Below are 19,239 nucleotides of genomic sequence, written 5' to 3' on the forward strand. Positions count from 1 at the left end.
GGACATACAAAAATCCCTCCATGATTATCGGATGAAATTATATTATTTCATCTGACAACCATAAAGGGATTATTACAAAGCTTTAAAAACTCAGTGGCGCCTTTTTCACAAACAAGAAACAGAACTAGAAAGTTCAAAATCTGTTTATTTTTTTAGTACGAAAGAATATATGACGCAACAGAATGTTGTTGATTTAGGATTAGAACAAAGTTCTAACTTCAAAAAAGTCTATGAAACATATCAAGATATTTTATTAGCTATCAATAAAGCCGACACTTCTAATTTAACTCAGTTATTAGAAGACTATCAACCTAATAACAGTGAAATGGATACTGTAATAACCACTTTTAAAAAGAATCAGCATTATATTAAAAATAGTTTATCTTCACCATATTCAAATGGCCCTATAGAGGGACTTAACCGAAAAATTAAAACACTTAAACGTAGCTGTTACGGTTTCAGAAACTGGCATCATCTATTTGAAAGAATTTTATTAATTCATAACTAAAAAAAGGAAATCCTTTTGGATTTCCCTTAATTAAATTAGACGTTTATCGTCTCACCAACACTATTTGACGCAGACCCAAAAATAAGAAGCCCTACAAACCATAGTTTGTAGGGCTTCTTAAGTATTTTACATATTTTTAATTAATTGTCTTGCAATATACGTTGCATAATACTTTGAACCATCGGGATCTGGATGAACATTATCATCATAAAACCACTCTGTATGATCCTTACTATATGAATACCAATCAATTATATGCAAATTTGAATATTTTTTCTTTTGTGTCTCCAACATGCTATTAACGGTACCTTCCCAACGCCTTGTTGGGACATGTACATTAATCCAGTAAACTTGTTTCCCCGAACCAACTGCACTCATAATATCGTCAAACTGATCGGTTGTAAATGGACTATTTGTCCCTAAACCAATAACAACGTTATCTTGAAGTTTACCTTGCTTAGCCAACAACCTAATATCATCAGCAGCTGTATATACCTGACGACCGACTTTTGCATCAACATACATATGTGGGAAATCATCTTGTAATATGTTTTCTCCATCTGCCAATACAGAATCACCAATTGCCGTTGCATATACGCTTGAGGCTTTTTTTGTCTCAGCCTTTGTTAATGATGTTGGGCTTTGTTTTTCAGCAACTACTTTTGAAGAACTAGTTTTAGAAGCACTTTTGCTACTTGATTGTTTTTTCTTAGAACTAGACGAGCTCGGTTTTTTTAATGCGTCAGCATTCTTTTTATCAGCTACTTTAGCATTCTCACTAATAGTATTCTGTAAAGCATTCACTCCAGTAATTGAAAGACTTGGTCCGTTAATTATTCCAAACAACGCTATACCAATTATTAATGCACCCACAATAATAGAAAATTTTTGACGAGTTTTTTTAATATCCTTTGTAAAGGTTTCTTTAATAAATGTAAATGTTTGTTTATAATTAAATCTTTGTAGAGGTCTTTCTAAGAATCGATATGACAAATCACTCACTAATAAAATGATAGATATTTCAATTAGCGCGTTTAGCCATGGATGATCACCTATACTCTGAATCTTTGACTCATAGAATACCATTATTGGAAATTGATATAGGTAAATGCCATAACTTCTCTTACCAACCCAAGTAAAAACAGGATTTGTCATAATTTTGTTCATATCCGCTCCAGGATGTGCAATTGTAGCTACAAAAATCATAACTAAAACTGAAAAGAAAAACATCCCTCCACGATAAACAAGCGAACTTTGATCTGACATAGTCAAAAACAAACTAATAATTGTTATGAGCGATACTATACCTAACGCATCTAAAACAAATCGGCCTTTTTTTGAAATTTCCTTTTTTAAAGAACTGCTTGGCCAAATAAATGAAAGTGCTGACCCCAATAAAATTGAAAACATTCTTGTATCCGTTCCATAATAGACACGACTTGGATCAGATCCTGCTTTATACAAGAAGGCCATCGCTAATGCGGAAATAAAAGCTAAGATAAAGATAAGATTAAAAATCCGTTCTTTTCGTTTTAAAAACACAATTAGCAACGCCACTATAATAGGCCAGAAAAAATAGTACTGACCTTCAATTGATAGCGACCAAAGATGCGTAAATGGTGATGGCGTCCCGAAATGATCAAAATATGATTCTTTGTGCAAAACTTGAAACCAATTATAAACATATAACAAATTTGATGCGAAAATTTCTTGAATATTTTTCAATAACTCTCTTTGAAATAGTGTTATATAGGCAATAGTTGCAATCAACATCGTCAATAACGCTGGATAAAGTCGTCGAACCCGTCGAATATAAAAGCCTAGAACATCAATTTTTTTATTTTGTTCCCATTCCTGATTAAGTAAATCAGTAATCAAGTAACCCGATACAACAAAAAATATCGGTACACCTAAGTATCCACCTTGTAGACTAGATGGCACGAGGTGATAAAGGATAACCCCAATAACAGCCAATGTCCTCACGCCATCAAAGCCAGTAATATATCTGGCTTTTTTTAATCTTTTTTTCTTATCCATCTTGTTCCGTTCTCCTCTTATCTTATATAAATTACCCTTTTATTTGCTGATAGCGTAACCGTAAATTATTAATATTCCGAATTATTCAACGAACTCAAATGAGAATTTATCAATTCTCACTATATCCCCACTTTTAGCACCACGTTCACGTAAAGCATCATCGACACCCATACCACGAAGTTGACGTGCAAAACGCATCAAACTTTCGTCTCGGTCCATATTTGTCATTTGGTATAGACGTTCTAATTTTTCTCCAGAAAGAACCCAAGTTAAATCTTCATCCCTATTAATAACAAAATCAGGTGCAGATTTTTCTTGTTCTTTTTCGAAATCATAGATTTTTTGTTGTGCTTCTTGTTCTTTCAAGTTTAGTGCTGGGAACATTGGTGTTTCTTCCAATAAATCACCAGCTACATTCATTAAGGTTTGTAGTCCCTCACGAGTAATAGAAGAAGTAGAAAATACACGAGGTGTTTCTTCCACTGTAGAATCTTCTGCCAATTGTTTTTTAAATGCTTCTAACTGTTCTGCAGCCCCTGGCATATCCATCTTACTTGCCACAATTAATTGCGGACGTTCAAGTAATTCAGGGTCATAATTTTTTAATTCTTTATTAATCTTAAGATAGTCGTCAAACGGATCACGACCTTCTTCAGGATTCATATCAACTAAATGAAGAATAACACGTGTCCGCTCAATATGACGTAAAAATTGAATTCCTAATCCAACGCCAACTGAAGCCCCTTCAATCAATCCGGGTAAATCAGCAATAACAAAATCACGGTTATCATCTAAACGAACCATCCCTAAATTAGGTGATAACGTTGTAAAATGATAATCTGCAATTTTAGGTTTGGCACTTGTCACAACTGAAAGAAGCGTTGACTTACCGACAGATGGAAATCCAACTAACCCAACATCAGCTAAAACTTTTAATTCAAGTTGAATTTTACGTTCTACTCCAGGTTCACCATTTTCAGAAATTTCTGGAGCTGGATTTTTAGGACTAGCAAATCTAATATTGCCACGACCACCTCGACCACCCTTGGCAACAACAGCATAATCTCCTTTATGAACGAGATCAGCGATTACTGCTCCTGTTTCAGCATCTTTAATTGTTGTTCCTTCTGGTACTTGAACTCTTTTATCAGGTGCACCATGTCCGTGCATCCCTTTAATCATTCCTTTTTCACCAGATTCAGCTCTAAAATGTTTACTGTATCTAAAATCCATTAAAGTTCTTAATCCTTCATCTACTTCAAATACAATACTACCACCACGGCCACCATCACCACCGGCTGGTCCACCATTAGGTACATATTTTTCTCGACGGAACGCTACCATCCCGTCGCCACCTTTACCTGCTTTTATTTCAATTGTAACTTGATCTATAAACATACGATCACCTATTCTTTCCGTTGACTACTAACTTACTATTTTAAAGAAGAAAAAGTCATTTGTCTATGTATTTACTTAACTCTTTTAAAAATTCAAGCCAATTTCTCATATTTCAAATTTTTTTGGTATTTTTGAATGTTTTTGGTTGATTTTGAATGTTTTTGGTGGTATTTTATTTATAAGGAGTTGAGAAAGTGCTTACAATTGAAAGGTGCCAATATATTATTTCTGAAATTGACAAACATGGTTATATTAAGTTACAAGATATTTGTCATAAATTAAATGTCTCAGAATCAACTGTTCGACGCGATTTACAGCAGCTTGAAACTGATGGTGAATTAGTAAGAGTTCATGGTGGTGCACAAAGCATCCAATCATTAAAAGTTGAAGCAAATTTAGAAGAAAAATTTTCATTAAATACGCCAAATAAAATAGCAGTTGCTAAAGCTGCTGCAAATTTAATCAAACCTAATAATGTGATTTTTCTTGATGCTGGTAGTACAACTTTCGCAATGATTCCCTATCTTAAGTTAGTTAACAATCTAACTGTTGTTACAAACGGTGTTAATCATGCACTTTCTCTTTCTGAAAATGATATTAGAACAATCGTCATCGGTGGTCAAGTTAAAGCTAATACAAAGGCTATTGTGGGAGCTGATAGTATTAAATCAATCAAGAACCTTCAATTTGATTTAGTCTTTCTCGGTATTAATTCAATTAACAATAAATTTGGATTTAGCACACCAGATCCTGAAGAAGCCGCAGTTAAACTGGCCGCAATTCATCAAAGTCGACAAACTTATGTTTTAGCCGACAAATCAAAATTTAACCAAGTTTCATTCATTAAAGTTGCAGATCTTAATCAGGCTACAATTATCACTGATAAATTGCCGGTAACTGATTCTGAAAATTATAAAACACAAACAAAAATTTTGGAGGTACAACAATGATTTACACAGTAACTTTAAATCCTTCTATTGATTACATCGTTCAACTAGATAAGTTAACGCTTGGCGAAGTTAATCGGATGGATTATGATACAAAATTACCAGGTGGTAAAGGTATAAACGTTTCCCGAATTTTAAATGAATTGAATCAACCTAATAAAGCACTTGGTTTTATTGGTGGATTCACAGGTGAATTTATTAAGTCAGCTATGATAGCTAATCACCTAGATACTCAATTTACAAAAATAAAAGCTGATTCTAGAATTAATATTAAAATAAAAGCTGACCAAGAAACCGAAATAAATGGTAAGGGTCCTCTAATATCAGATGATGAACTTAAACTATTCAATGAGCAATTTGAAACATTGACGTCTGATGATACTGTCATTTTAGCTGGTAGTTTAGTTCCTAACCTATCTCAAGATTTTTATTATGAATTAATTAAAGTAATTCGTTCTAAAGGCGCACAATTTGTTATTGATACAACTGGTGAAGCACTATTGAAAACAATTAGTGAAAAACCTCTCGTCGTGAAACCAAATCACCATGAATTAGCCGAATTATTCAATGTTACTTTAAACGGTATCAACGATATTGTGAAATATGGTCAAAAATTATTAGAATTAGGTGCACAACATGTTTTAATTTCAATGGCTGGCGATGGCGGCCTATTGATTACTAAAGATGCTGTTTACCAAAGTAATGCGCCTAAAGGGACTGTTATTAATTCAGTTGGTGCTGGCGATTCAATGATTGCTGGTTTTACAGGTACCTTTGCAAAAACTAATGATCCTATTGAAAGTTTTAAATATGGACTAGCTTGTGGCTCCGCAACTGCATTTTCTGAAGATATTGCAACTATTGAAAAAATTAACGAAATTTTACCACAAATTGATATTAAGAAAATCTAACTATTATAAAAGGAGTTTTACACTATGGACTTAAATGAATTATTACTTAAAGATGTCATGATTATGGATCTTCAAGCAACAACAAAAGCCGAAGCAATTGATGAAATGGTACATAAATACTTTGAGGCTGGCGTGATTGATGATGAGGAACTTTACAAACAAGACATTCTAAAACGTGAAGCACAATCAACTACTGGTATCGGTGAAGGTATTGCCATGCCACATGCAAAAAATAAAGCTGTTAAACGTGCTACTGTCCTATTTGCTAAAAGTAAAGCAGGACTTGACTATGATTCACTTGATGGTCAACCTACATTTTTATTTTTCATGATTGCTGCTCCTGAAGGTGCAAACGATGCCCATTTACAAGCATTAGCTGCTTTATCAAGTCTATTAATTAATCCCGATTTAGTTGATAAATTAAAAACAGTCACAACTCCAGATGAGGTTCAAGCTGCCTTCACTGCCGCTGAAAATGAAAAAGAAGCAAAAGAAGCTGCTGCACAACTTGCTGCTAAAAACACTGATGTTAAACCATCAGGTAATCCATACGTGGTCGCTGTAACAGCCTGCCCTACTGGTATCGCTCATACTTATATGGCTGAAGCTGCCCTCATCAAACAAGCTGAAGAGATGGGCGTTGACATTAAAGTTGAAACAAATGGCTCAGAAGGTATTAAGCATCGTTTAACTGACGAAGAAATTAAACGTGCGTCTGGTGTCATTGTCGCCGCTGATAAAAAAGTTGCTATGGATCGTTTCGATGGCAAACCTTTAATTAACCGTCCTGTTACCGATGGTATTAAAAAAGCCGAAGAATTGATTACTGCCGCAGTAAACGGAAAAGCACCTATTTATCATGCTAAAGGAACCGACGCTGCTGAAAATGATGAAGAAACCTCTGGTAGTGTTTGGAATGAAATTTATAAGAACTTAATGAACGGTGTATCACACATGTTACCATTTGTTGTTGGTGGCGGTATCTTAATGGCACTCTCATTCATCGTTGAACAATACGTTCCCGGTGGCTCAAGTTCACAAACTTTTATCTTCTTAAATGGAATTGGTAATTATGCATTTGCTTTCTTAGTACCTATCTTAGCCGGTTTTATTGCTATGAGTATTGGTGATCGTCCTGCCCTTATGCCTGGTATTGTTGGTGGTTACATGGCTAACTTTGCTGCCGCAAATGTTATTAAAACTGAATCTGTTTCTGGTTTCTTAGGTGGTTTAGCAGCTGGTTTTATTGCCGGTTATGTTATTGTCGGTCTTAAAAAACTCTTTAAAAACTTACCAAAATCACTAGATGGGATGAAACCTATCCTAATCTACCCTATTTTATCCTTATTAATTGTCGGCGCGATTATGTTCTTTATGGTTAATCCTATCTTCGCACAAATTAATCATGTCTTGTCAGATTTCTTAACTCATATGGGAACAGCCAATGCCGTCTTAATCGGTACAATTCTTGCTGCTATGATGGCTATCGATATGGGTGGTCCATTTAACAAAGCAGCTTATACATTCTCAATTGGTGTCTTCACTTCTACTGGTGATGGTAAAATGATGGCTGCTGTTATGGTTGGTGGTATGATTCCTCCACTTGCAATAGCTATTGCATCAACATTCTGGAAAAATAAATTTTCTGAAGATGAAAGAAAAGCCGGTTTGTCAAACTACATTCTTGGTATTTCATTTATTACTGAAGGTGCTATTCCTTACGCAGCAGCAGATCCATTACACGTCATTACATCAAGTGTAATTGGTGCTGCAATCGGTGGTGGTTTAAGTCAATTCTGGAACGTCTCTGTTCCTGCACCTCATGGTGGTCTTTGGGTAATTGCCTTAGCTACAAATAAAACGTTCTACTTACTTTCTGTTTTAATTGGTGCTGCAGTTGCAGGGATTATCCTCGGTATCTGGCGTCCAGTTGCAAAAGAAAATAAGAAATAATTCGTTTAACTTTGAAGAGCTATCAGGATAATACCTGATAGCTCTTCTTTATTTTAAAATAAAAAGGAGTCCTTAATGACATAAATCTCTGTCATTAAGGACTCCTTTTGTAAATTTATAATGATAATTTTATTGTTTGTGCGACTGTCTTTGAAATACCTAATCCTTGTAACTCTTCCATTGAAGCGTCTTTAATATGTTTCATCGACCCAAATTCTTTTAACAATTTCGTTTTGGTTTTTGGCCCAACACCCTGGATAGAATCTAAACGAGAACTAAGTGAGTTCTTTGAATGAACTTGACGATGAAAGGTAATGGCAAATCGATGGACTTCATCTTGAATCCTTTGTAAAAGGTAAAACCCTTCACTCTTTGGATCCAATGATAGTCTTTGATCAGCATCACCAAACATTAAATCAGATGTTTTATGCTTGTTATTTTTAACCATCCCCGCTACTGGAATCATTAAATCTAATTCATTACTTAAAACGTCTTTTGCAGCTTCTATTTGTATTTCAGCACCATCCATTAAAATTAAATCTGGCATAGGCTTACCTTCCTTCAAAAGACGTGTATAACGTCGGCGAACAACTTCACGTGTACTTGCTGCTTCATCCGCATGATCAACTGTATTCAACTTATATTTGCGATATTCGCTCTTCTCAGGTTTACCATCAATAAAACTAACCATGGCTGATACCAGATCAGTCCCTTGTATATGTGAGTGATCAAAAGATTCTATTCGATGACCTTCTGGAATCCCCATAGCGTCTGTAATTTCTTTCATGGCACCAGTTGTTTTGCGCCCATCTAATTCTAGTAATCTGAATTTTTCTTCAAGAACTAAGCGAGCATTTTTTTTAGCTAATTTTAAAAGTTCACTTTTTTGCCCACGTTGTGGTGTCCGAATTGGTACTTGTAAGATATCAGATAAGATATCTGTATCAATTCCTGCTGGAACTAATATTTCTTTTGGTAACACATTATTTTTTCGATTATAAAACTGAAGGATAAAAGTTGCCATTTCTTCTTCAGCCGTTGTTACAATTGGAAAAAGTCTTTTTTCTCGCTTCATTAATCGTGCTTGCCTAATAAAGAAAACTTGAATTGACAACCAACCTTTATCCAGATAGAAATTAAACAAATCTCTAGGTGTATTATCATTTGAAATGATTTTTTGTTTTTCAACAGTAACTTCAATAAAATGAATTTGATCACGTAATTCAGCGGCACGTTCAAATAACATTTCATCCGCTGCCTTACTCATTTCTTTTTTTAGTTTTTGTTTTGCTACAATCACATTACCATTTAAAAATGATTTGATTTTTTTTATTTGAGCCTCATATTTTTCATGCGGAACTTCTTTAAAACAAGAGCCTAAACATTGCCCCATATGATAATACAAACATGGTCGCTTCTGAAATCCATTGCATCTTCTTAAAGGATAAACTTTTTGTAAAAACTGCAATGTTTCCTGAGCTGCATAAACATTTGGATAAGGACCAAAATAAAATCCACCGTCCTTATTAACCTGACTAACGATTTGCATCATTGGGTCTTTTTCATTTGTAATTTTAATATATGGATATCCAGTACCTTTCTTTAATTTTATATTATAATACGGCTGATGTTTTTGAATTAAAGTAATTTCCAACAGAAATGCTTCTTTATCAGTGGATGTAATAATTGTTTCAAAATCAACAATTTGAGAAACCAATTTAGCTGTTTTTCCATCATGCGCACTTTTGAAGTAAGAACGCACCCGATTTTTTAAATTTTTTGCTTTCCCAACATAAATAATCTGACTATTTAAATTTTTCATGATATAGCATCCTGGTAATGCTGGTAATAATGCTAATTTATTTTCGATATGCTCTGAAGCCAATCGAGGCACCTTCTTTACGTTAATATATGCTTTAATTATACCCCGAACAAGCGTTTGAATAAAGAAAATAGATTCCAAATAGACGGGAGTCTATCTGAAATCTATTTTTTTACAATATCTTTGATAAAAAATCTTGCGCACGTTCTGACGTCGGATGATCAAAAACATCTTCTGGACGTCCTTTTTCTTGAATATATCCTTGATCCATGAACCAAATTTGATCTGCTACTTCTCTAGCAAAACCCATTTCATGTGTCACAACTACCATCGTCATTCCGTCACTAGCCAACGTTTTCATAACTTTAAGTACTTCTCCGACCATTTCAGGATCTAATGCTGAAGTTGGCTCATCGAATAAGAGTACTTCTGGATCCATGGCTAATGCTCTGGCAATCGCAACTCGTTGCTTTTGACCACCAGATAAACTATCTGGATATTGTAGTGCCTTATCTGCTAATCCAACTTTTTCTAATAAATTGGTAGCTATATCAGCTGACTCTTTATCTGATATATTTTTAACTTTCATGGGAGCCAATTTTATATTCTCAATTACATTCATATTTGGAAACAAATTAAAACCTTGAAAAACCATCCCCATTTTTTCTCTCAATTGATTTAAGTCTTTTTCATTTAAACTTGTTAAATTTTCACCTTCGAATAAAATATCCCCTGATGTAGGAACTTCAAGTAGATTCAGACAACGTAAAAAGGTACTTTTACCAGATCCTGATGGTCCAATCACACAGATAACCTGTCCTTTATCAACTGATTCAGAAATATCTTTTAAAACATCATTTTTTCCAAAGGATTTTCTTAATTTATTAACTTCAATAATTTTAGACATGCTTCATCTTCCCTTCAAAGTAATTTAATAATTTAGATAAGCTAAATGTTAAAACAAAGTAAATTAACATTGCAACAAAGATAGGCGCAATACCTTTATAAGTAGCTGATTGAACCATTTTCATCTGATAAATTAAATCAGTCACACCAATAATAGAAACAATTGAACTTTCTTTTATTAATGTTATAAATTCATTTCCCAGAGCTGGCCAAATATTTTTTAGTGCTTGTGGAATAATAACAGACTGATACGTCTCTTTCTGTGAAAGCCCCAAACTTCTTGCTGCTTCCATTTGTCCATCATCAACAGAAGAGATTCCCGATCGTATTACTTCAGCTATATATGCGCCTGAATTAAGCGATACAGCAATAATACCTGCAATTAGCGCTGGAATATTTACTAACATTCCAATACCGAAGTACACAAACATCACTTGAATCATTAGAGGCGTTCCACGAACAAATTCAATGTAGGATACTGCAATTACTTTAATCACTTTATTTTTGCCCAAACGCATGAGTGCTAGCAACGTTCCTAATATAACACCAACAATAACTGAAACCGCCGTTATTAATAAAGTATAACCAATTCCTTTGGCAAAATATTTCCAATAGTGAATCATTGTGTTATCCGATGTATTTTTTGTTAAATAATTACTAGCCTCAGGTAAATATGTCGTATTTATTAAATTTTTCTTTTTAATTTCTTTAATAGACTTATTTACAGCTGCCACCAAAGTATCGGAATTCTTTGCAAATCCGGCTGCAGCTCCCCTTGCATCAGGCGCTGAGATAAATCCAGGATTAACAACTGCTAATGAACTATCATTTTGTGCGTATGCTTTAGCAGTTGGTTCTTCCATGGCAACACCCGCTACCTTACCACTTTTAAGCGCTAAAATTAAATCGGTTACTTTAGCCAACCCTTTAATATTCACATTTTTTATTTGTTCTTTACTCATTGTATATTGAAGCGATCCAGTTTGAGCCCCAACTGATAGCCCAGAAAAATCATTTAAAGTCTTATATTTATCTTCATCAGTCTTATTAACCAACATCATTTGTTTTCCATTGTAATAAACATCTGAAAAATCAATACTTTTTTTACGATCATCCGACGGATTCATACCTGAAATAACCATATCAATTTTATTAGTTTCTAAGCCAACAAGTAATGAGTCAAAATCCATTTTCTTAATTACTAACTTAACTCCAATGTCTTTAGCAATTTTTTGTGCAATTGAAATATCAAATCCAACGATTTTATCATCGCCATTAACTGTTGTTTGAAATTCATAGGGTGGATAATCTGGACTTGTTCCAAGTACTAACGTTCCCTTATCCTTAACATTCTGTAAAGAGTTACCAGTTGCAGCACTTACTTGATTACTACCAACTAACATCATGAAAAATGCGATTAATATACCTATAAACCATTTTTTATTTATTTGCATCAATTTACTCCTCTTTTTTAATTTCTCTTATTAGTGAATAAATCGATTATATGCTACAAAGATTTTTTATGCAATTAAATACATATAATAAATGACTTTATACATATAAAAGTTATTTAAAGCGCTTTTTATGCATTAATCAGTTGTCTTGTATTCATTTTAATAAACTGTTATTCTATATTTACATAAGGAGGCTACAATTATGAGCTTAAAAATCCAACGCCAAGATAACTTGGAAAGTTTATTTGATAAATTTGCACTTGACCCTAAAGATCCTGCTAAAGTTGAACTTAAGTCTTCAGAAACGGAAGAGAAGCCTAGTTCTGATGTTAAAGAATCGAAACCTAAAAAATAAAAAAATTCAGATAAGTTATAAACTTATCTGAATTTTTTTATTTTTTAAATCCATCTGGGTAACGTTTATTTAATTTTAAAATATTATCTCTTGCAACATCATCAAATTCAATATCGGCCCATTCAGCAATTTGGGATAAATACCAAAGTACATCTCCCATTTCTTTAGTTAATTTCACTTTATCTAATTCTCGACCTTTAAAAGTATAATCTTTAATTAAATCAACTAATTGTCCACCTTCAGCCGCAACACCTAATGCACAATTTGTTAAAACTTGTTCAGTTCCATATAATGTGCGATTTGCTGCTTCTTGATATTCATTAAATTCCATTTTTTTCTCCTAGTTCTGTATGACTTTCAATCCATTGCCAAATCTCTTCTTTTCCAGATTTGTCTTGAGCCGAAAATAAAACAAAATCATCTTCAGGTGTCAAAGACAATGAACGTCTTATGATACTCTCATGTTGATTCCACTTACCACGAGAAATTTTGTCGCTCTTTGTCGCAACAACCAATACAGGAATATCGTAATAGTGAAGAAAATCAACCATTTGAACATCTAATTTTGTTGGCTCATGTCGAGCATCAACTAATGAAATGACCCCTCTTAAAGAAGTACGTTCTGCTAAATAGGTTTCAATCATTTGTCCCCACTTTGCACGTTCTGTTTTTGACACTTTTGCATATCCATATCCTGGAACATCTACGAAAAATAATTTTTGTTCCACGTTATAAAAGTTCAATGTTTGCGTTTTTCCAGGCTGACTAGAAGTTCTCGCATAACTTTTACGATTTATTAACGTATTTATTAATGATGATTTTCCAACATTAGAACGTCCTGACAGTGCAATCTCAGGAATACCATCTGTTGGATACTGTGCTGGTGCAACGGCACTCATAACAAGTTCAACATTATGAACATCCATATTAAACACCTTCCTTTCAATACTCAAACCATTTTACCATATAAAAATGTGTTAATGTAACTTAATCTGAATCAAAAAGCTTTACAACATGAATTAAATAATTCGATGTTGTAAAGCTTTTATTTTGTTGCTGCCGTTTGGATAATCCAAATTATTTGTACTTCCGAATATGTTACCACATGCGTTGTCAAAATCTGAATTAAAGTATTGGGCCAATAAAATAAATATTCCCCACTACTATCTTTAGCATTTGCTGTTATATTAGTTGAATCTCCAGAAATTAGATCACCATAAGTTCTTGGCATATTCTTTAATCCAGACTGTAACTTTGGCCGAAATAAGTCAACATGTACAATATCGTTTGACTTATATTGTAGCCTACCTTTCAATTGCCATGATGGTGTCAATCCATCAGTTGCGATTATTTGCAAATAAGGTGATTCTCTATTATTACTATCAGAATAAATTGCAAATTCTGAATTATTTTTCTTAACATATTTGTTAACCGTATTAGGTAACGTACTGTACCCATACGTTATGTCTGCAGACACACTTTTAAGTGTCACGAGCATACTGAAAAATAAAATAAATAATAATATTAAATACTTACTTATCAGCTTTTTTCTTATCAACATATCTTTTAATAAGGAAAAAGATTAGTATCACTAGGATTGCGAGACCAAGACCTAAAGCAACATACCATAGCGGATTTGTTGCTTTTTGTGGATCTCCAATAGCATCTTTGTTGTACTTACTTGCATCATCATTTGTAATTGTGAAGTTTTTATTGAATTTCCAAGTGTTTTTACCACTTGTTGCTACAGCCTTTAATGTGTAGTCTCCAGCTTCTAATTGACCCTTGTCATAAAGCATTGGGAATTTGAAATTTGAATTAGGAGCCATTGATAGGTTCTTTAATGTTGTATTTTCTAAAACATCTGTTGAACCCTTTTTCATAATTTCAGATTTAATTGTTAATTTAGGAATAATTACGGCTTTATCGTTTTGGAATACAGGGAATACACCTTTACGATAGTTTCTCATACCAGCTTTAACTGATAATAAATTCATATTTGGTTCAACCGTCTTCTTCTCTAAAATTTTAATTCCAATTGCATATGAATATGCATTTGAAATTGAAATCCCTTTTTTATTACTTGTTTCTTTAGTTGAATTATCAACTTTTTCAAAATACCAGCTACCTAACAAAACACCGTTGAAACTATCTTTTGGCATAGTAATTGTAGCCTTAACGATTTTACTTCCTTTAGCAGGAACTGTTACGACACTACCTGAATCTAACTTAGTAAGTGAAGCTAAAGGATATTTCATTGATTTATCAATATTCTTTTTTGCTAATTCTTTTGCATATTCAAGCTGACCATTATCATTTGTAGATGCTGTATAAACAGCATTACGAATTTTTAATGCTTTGTCTGATGAATTAAAGATTTTAACTGAAATCGTTTCTTTTTCCTTAGCATCCAATTTCAAATCAAAGTATGATTGTTTCAAACTAGCTTTAACTTGTTTATCAGATTGAATACTTTGAACACTGTACCCAATATTATTTGCAGGAGCCTTAGCTTCAACAGACTTATTGAATAACCCAAGTCCACCCAACAATACCCCAGAAAATCCGAACAAAATCGCTTTTTTTATTGTTTTATTCATGACGTCCACCCTTTATTATTTATTAAAATTATTAACCTTAAATTCATTATACTACATTTATATTCATTACTATGTCTTTTTTTTAGAGTGTACTCACTATATTTGACAGTCTTTAAATGACTATACTCTAACAAGACTTTAAGATGCTGCTTTCTTGCTCCCTTTAATTATTACAGGACCATCAGTTTGATCAACTGTTGCTTTAGTGATAATTACGCGCTCGATGTCTTCTTGGCTTGGAATATCAAACATAACATCACGCATTGTTTCTTCAATAATAGATCGCAAACCTCGTGCCCCAGTATCTCGCTTAATAGCAAGTTCGGCAACTCGTGACAATGCCTCAGGTTCGAATTCAAGCGTCACACCATCTAATTCAACAAGTTTTGTATATTGTTTAACCAATGCATTTTTAGGTTCCGTTAAAATTCGAACTAAATCTTCTTCTTTTAATTCTTCTAAAGCTGTCATAATTGGTAAACGACCAACAAATTCAGGAATTAATCCAAATTTTAATAAATCTTCTGGAATAATTTGTTGCATAACACTATTTTGTTCATCAATAGTTTCAGAATTGGATTCAGCACCGAAACCAATCGTTTTATCGCCTAATCGATTTTTGACCATTGTTTCAATTCCAGCAAATGCCCCACCAACAATAAATAAAATATTCTTAGTATCTATTTGAATTAATTCTTGTTGTGGGTGTTTACGTCCACCTTGAGGCGGAACACTTGCAATAGTACCTTCAAGAATCTTTAAAAGTGCCTGTTGAACACCCTCACCTGATACATCACGTGTGATTGAAACATTCTCACTCTTCTTAGCAATTTTATCGATTTCATCAATGTAGATAATTCCTTTTTCAGCTTTTGCAACATCATAATCTGCACTTTGCAATAATTTTAAAAGGATATTTTCAACATCTTCACCAACATATCCAGCCTCAGTTAAAGTAGTGGCATCTGCAATAGCAAATGGTACGTTTAAAATTTTAGCTAAACTTTGTGCTAAATATGTCTTACCTGATCCCGTAGGACCAACTAAACAAATATTACTTTTTTGTAATTCTGTTTCGTCATTATCTTCGTCAACTTCAAGCATATGATTAACTCGTTTATAATGATTATAAACCGCAACTGACAACGTTTTTTTAGATTGATCTTGCCCAATTACATAATCATTCAATTTATTCATAATTGCTTGTGGTTTTAATACAAGTAATGGTTCAGAATCCATTTGTTCCCTGAATTCCTCGTCGATAATTTCCTTACATAAATCAACACATTCATTACAAATATAAACACCAGGTCCAGCAACGATTTTCATTACTTGATCTTGTGACTTACCGCAAAAAGAACAATTTACGGGTCCGCCTTCTTCAGTATTTTCGAACATTTTACCACCTCGTATTTTTCTTCTCATCTTTTACTTTATGCATACCTATAGTACCAAATAAAGCAATATTTCGCGAATATTTACGTTCAAATGTATTTAACAAAAAAGATTGAAGCTAATAAACTCGCTTCAATCTCATTCATTCAAAATGATTAATCAAAATATCCGATTAATTATTTATTTTTTCATTTTTGCTTCTTCAACTGCTGAGTCAGCTAACTCGTCAACAACTTTCTTGATAGCAATATCATGTTTTACCATATCGTCTGAAAGAGCAGAACGAACTGCTTCTTCTTCCATACCATATTGTTCTGCTAAGTTTGATATTTCAGATGAAACTTCTTCTTCAGAAGGTTCAATTTTTTCAGCGGCAACGATAGCTTCTAACACAAGATTTGTTTTAACACGACGTTCTGCGCCTTCTTCAAATTGTTTGTGTAAATCGTCTTCACTTGTTCCTGTTAATTGGAAGTACATCTTTGTGTCAATTCCTTGTTGTTGCATATTTGCAAGGTATTGATCCATTTGGCGATGAACATCTTCTTCAATCATTGAATTAGGAATTTCATCAACTTTAGCATTATCAACTGCTAATTCAATTGCTGCATCTTGAATTGCTTCCTTAGCTGCAGCTTCTTTTGTTTCTTTAATTTGATCTTTTGTTTTTGCTTGTAATTCTTCAAGCGTATTAACTTCTTCATCAACATCTTTAGCAAATTCATCATCCATTTCTGGAAGTTCTTTGCCTTTGACTTCATGAACTTTAACAGCAAATACTGCTTCTTTACCACGTAAGTCTTCAGCTTGGTAATCTTCAGGGAATGTAACTTTTACGTCAACATCCTCTCCAGCTTTATGTCCTACCAATTGGTCTTCAAATCCAGGAATAAATGAATTTGAACCTAATTCAAGAGTATAATTTTCTGATTTTCCACCATCAAATGCAACGCCATCAACTTTACCTTCAAAATCAATGATAACAGTGTCGCCAGAAATAGCTGCTTCGTCTTCTTTAAGTACAAGTTCAGCTTGTTGTTGACGTTTTGCTTCTAAACTATCTTCTACGTCTTTTTTAGTTACTCGACGTGATTGTTTAGGAACAGTTAATCCTTTATAGTCACCTAATTCAACTTCTGGTTGAAGTGTAACTTTAGCTTTAAGGACCCATGTAGAATCTTTTTCTAAACTATCAATGTTAATATCAGGTTGATCAACGGGTGATACTTTAACTTCTTCAAGTGCCTTTTCGTATGCTTCTGGCAATAGAATGTTTAAAGCATCTTCGTATAATGATTCTTCACCATACATTCTGTTAAATACTTGACGTGAAACTTTTCCTTTACGGAATCCAGGAACAGTTAAATCTTTCTTAACTTTTAAGAAAGCTTTTTCCAATCCTTCTTTAATTTTATCAGTTTCAATTTCGAATGTTATTTCTCCATTGTTTTTACCTGTTTTTTCAAATTTTGCTGACATTGTTTTCCCTCCGGTAGAACAAAAATTTTATATTCGTACTATTTATATACTTGTCTATTTTACCGTATCATTACTAGATTGTAAATGGTTATAAAAAAAAATTCGAAAAGCAAAAGCTTTCCGAATTTCTTTTTTTAATTAATTAAAAATTAATCATCAATTTCTGAAACGACTCCGGCACCAACAGTACGGCCACCTTCACGAACAGTAAATTTAAGACCTTTTTCAATAGCAACTGGGGCGATTAATGATACTGTAAATGTAACGTTATCACCAGGCATAACCATTTCTACACCTTCTGGTAATTCAATAACACCAGTAACATCAGTTGTATGGAAGAAGAATTGAGGACGGTAGTTTGAGAAGAATGGAGTATGACGTCCACCTTCTTCCTTAGAAAGGATATAAACTTCGCCTTTGAATAATTTGTGAGTTTTGATTGAACCAGGTTGTGCAAGAACTTGTCCACGTTCGATTTGTTCGCGATCAACACCACGGAGTAAAGCACCAACGTTATCGCCGGCTTCACCTTCGTCAAGTGTTTTACGGAACATTTCGATACCTGTAACTGTTGTTTTAAGAACATCTTCATGTAAACCAACAATTTCAATATCGTCTCCGACTTTAACTGTACCACGATCGATACGACCTGAAGCAACAGTTCCACGACCAGTAATTGTAAATACATCTTCAACTGGCATTAAGAATGGTTGGTCTGTAGGACGAACTGGTGTTGGGATGTATGAATCAACAGTATCCATTAATAATTCAACTTGTTTTACAGCTTCTGGATCGCCTTCAAGGGCTTTAAGAGCTGAACCACGGATAACAGGAATATCATCGCCTGGGAAATCATATTCGCTTAATAATTCACGAACTTCCATTTCTACAAGGTCTAATAATTCTTCATCATCAACCAAATCAGTTTTGTTTAAGAACACGATAAGGTAATCAACACCAACTTGGCGAGCAAGTAAGATATGTTCACGTGTTTGAGGCATAGGGCCATCAGTTGCGGCTACAACTAAGATAGCACCATCCATTTGTGCAGCACCAGTGATCATGTTTTTAACGTAATCAGCATGTCCTGGAGCATCGATATGTGCGTAATGACGTGCAGCTGTTTCGTATTCAACATGGGCAGTATTGATAGTAATACCACGTTCACGTTCTTCAGGTGCAGCATCGATTGAAGCGAAATCTGCTGCTTCACCGAAACCGTTGTCTGATAATACTTTACTAATTGCAGCTGTTAAAGTTGTCTTCCCATGATCGACATGTCCAATAGTACCAATATTAACATGGGGTTTTGTTCGTTCGTAATGTTCTTTTGCCATGAATAAGAGCCTCCTAGTGTTTTTGTAAGAATAAAACAGTTTTAGAAAATCTAACCCTGATGATTCTTTGTTTTTATTATACTACTTCTTTATTTAATAACAAAATACATTATCATCAAATAAAGAAGAATCCTTAA

16 protein-coding genes and 1 pseudogene are annotated in these 19,239 nt (G+C 33.7%); 5 read left to right on the forward strand and 12 right to left on the reverse strand.

The features are described 5' to 3' along the window. Window positions 1–85 precede the first annotated feature (85 nt). Window positions 86–508 (forward strand): annotated as a pseudogene (locus AC1RPN_RS05170) (transposase); the annotation flags it as partial. A 126-nt stretch (window positions 509–634) separates the two neighbouring features. Here the strand turns inward: AC1RPN_RS05170 and AC1RPN_RS05175 are convergent. Together AC1RPN_RS05175 and obgE are read right to left on the reverse strand one after the other, a co-directional pair. Next, window positions 635–2,545: an acyltransferase family protein gene (locus AC1RPN_RS05175; protein ID WP_481761719.1), complete on the reverse strand. Its 1,911-nt coding sequence runs from the start codon at window positions 2,543–2,545 to the stop codon at window positions 635–637. 81 nt (window positions 2,546–2,626) lie between these two features. Further along, on the reverse strand, window positions 2,627–3,943 hold the full coding sequence (gene obgE, locus AC1RPN_RS05180) for a GTPase ObgE (protein ID WP_409022424.1): 1,317 nt from the start codon (window positions 3,941–3,943) through the stop codon (window positions 2,627–2,629). A gap of 194 nt (window positions 3,944–4,137) precedes the next feature. On the opposite strand from obgE, the gene AC1RPN_RS05185 reads away from it, so the two are divergent. The 3 genes from AC1RPN_RS05185 to AC1RPN_RS05195 are packed head-to-tail and all read left to right on the forward strand — an operon-like array spanning window position 4,138 to window position 7,754. Then, window positions 4,138–4,893 (forward strand): DeoR/GlpR family DNA-binding transcription regulator, encoded by a 756-nt coding sequence (locus AC1RPN_RS05185; RefSeq protein WP_481761718.1) that lies wholly within the window; start codon window positions 4,138–4,140, stop codon window positions 4,891–4,893. Further along, on the forward strand, window positions 4,890–5,801 hold the full coding sequence (pfkB, locus tag AC1RPN_RS05190; protein ID WP_481761717.1) for a 1-phosphofructokinase: 912 nt from the start codon (window positions 4,890–4,892) through the stop codon (window positions 5,799–5,801). Before AC1RPN_RS05185 ends, pfkB begins: the two co-directional genes overlap by 4 nt. Before the next feature lie 24 nt (window positions 5,802–5,825). Next, on the forward strand, window positions 5,826–7,754 hold the full coding sequence (locus AC1RPN_RS05195; RefSeq protein WP_409022421.1) for a PTS fructose transporter subunit IIABC: 1,929 nt from the start codon (window positions 5,826–5,828) through the stop codon (window positions 7,752–7,754). A 115-nt stretch (window positions 7,755–7,869) separates the two neighbouring features. Here the strand turns inward: AC1RPN_RS05195 and uvrC are convergent, their stop codons facing one another. From uvrC to AC1RPN_RS05210, 3 genes are all read right to left on the reverse strand, one after another. Beyond that, window positions 7,870–9,639 (reverse strand): excinuclease ABC subunit UvrC, encoded by a 1,770-nt coding sequence (uvrC, locus tag AC1RPN_RS05200; protein ID WP_481761716.1) that lies wholly within the window; start codon window positions 9,637–9,639, stop codon window positions 7,870–7,872. A 109-nt stretch (window positions 9,640–9,748) separates the two neighbouring features. Then, window positions 9,749–10,483 (reverse strand): amino acid ABC transporter ATP-binding protein, encoded by a 735-nt coding sequence (locus AC1RPN_RS05205; RefSeq protein WP_409022419.1) that lies wholly within the window; start codon window positions 10,481–10,483, stop codon window positions 9,749–9,751. Continuing rightward, entirely contained in the window at window positions 10,476–11,936 is a 1,461-nt protein-coding gene (locus AC1RPN_RS05210; protein ID WP_481761715.1) for an ABC transporter substrate-binding protein/permease, read from the reverse strand. Before AC1RPN_RS05210 ends, AC1RPN_RS05205 begins: the two co-directional genes overlap by 8 nt. A gap of 202 nt (window positions 11,937–12,138) precedes the next feature. On the opposite strand from AC1RPN_RS05210, the gene AC1RPN_RS05215 reads away from it, so the two are divergent. Next, entirely contained in the window at window positions 12,139–12,291 is a 153-nt protein-coding gene (locus AC1RPN_RS05215) for an SPJ_0845 family protein (RefSeq protein WP_409022417.1), read from the forward strand. A 37-nt stretch (window positions 12,292–12,328) separates the two neighbouring features. Here the strand turns inward: AC1RPN_RS05215 and AC1RPN_RS05220 are convergent, their stop codons facing one another. The 7 genes from AC1RPN_RS05220 to tuf all read right to left on the reverse strand — a co-directional run bounded on the left by AC1RPN_RS05220 (window position 12,329) and on the right by tuf (window position 19,102). Next, the gene (locus tag AC1RPN_RS05220) at window positions 12,329–12,622 is read right to left on the reverse strand and encodes a nucleoside triphosphate pyrophosphohydrolase family protein (protein ID WP_409022416.1); all 294 of its coding nucleotides are present in this window, start codon (window positions 12,620–12,622) and stop codon (window positions 12,329–12,331) included. Beyond that, window positions 12,612–13,217 carry a ribosome biogenesis GTP-binding protein YihA/YsxC gene (gene yihA / locus AC1RPN_RS05225; protein WP_481761714.1) on the reverse strand — a complete coding sequence of 202 codons (606 nt, stop codon included), beginning with the start codon at window positions 13,215–13,217 and terminating at the stop codon, window positions 12,612–12,614. Before yihA ends, AC1RPN_RS05220 begins: the two co-directional genes overlap by 11 nt. A gap of 119 nt (window positions 13,218–13,336) precedes the next feature. After that, complete coding sequence (locus AC1RPN_RS05230; protein WP_481762411.1) at window positions 13,337–13,768, reverse strand: hypothetical protein; 432 nt, start codon at window positions 13,766–13,768, stop codon at window positions 13,337–13,339. Between the two features lie 55 nt (window positions 13,769–13,823). Further along, window positions 13,824–14,891 (reverse strand): WxLIP family cell surface protein, encoded by a 1,068-nt coding sequence (locus tag AC1RPN_RS05235; RefSeq protein ID WP_409022413.1) that lies wholly within the window; start codon window positions 14,889–14,891, stop codon window positions 13,824–13,826. Between the two features lie 138 nt (window positions 14,892–15,029). Then, entirely contained in the window at window positions 15,030–16,289 is a 1,260-nt protein-coding gene (gene clpX / locus AC1RPN_RS05240) for an ATP-dependent Clp protease ATP-binding subunit ClpX (RefSeq protein ID WP_409022412.1), read from the reverse strand. 177 nt (window positions 16,290–16,466) lie between these two features. After that, window positions 16,467–17,765 (reverse strand): trigger factor, encoded by a 1,299-nt coding sequence (gene tig / locus AC1RPN_RS05245; protein ID WP_409022411.1) that lies wholly within the window; start codon window positions 17,763–17,765, stop codon window positions 16,467–16,469. 149 nt (window positions 17,766–17,914) lie between these two features. Beyond that, a complete protein-coding gene (gene tuf, locus AC1RPN_RS05250) occupies window positions 17,915–19,102 on the reverse strand; it encodes an elongation factor Tu (protein WP_409022410.1) in 1,188 nt (395 codons plus the stop codon). Window positions 19,103–19,239 lie beyond the last annotated feature (137 nt).

Source organism: Dellaglioa sp. CoH-57-MRSF-20, assembly GCF_056781955.1.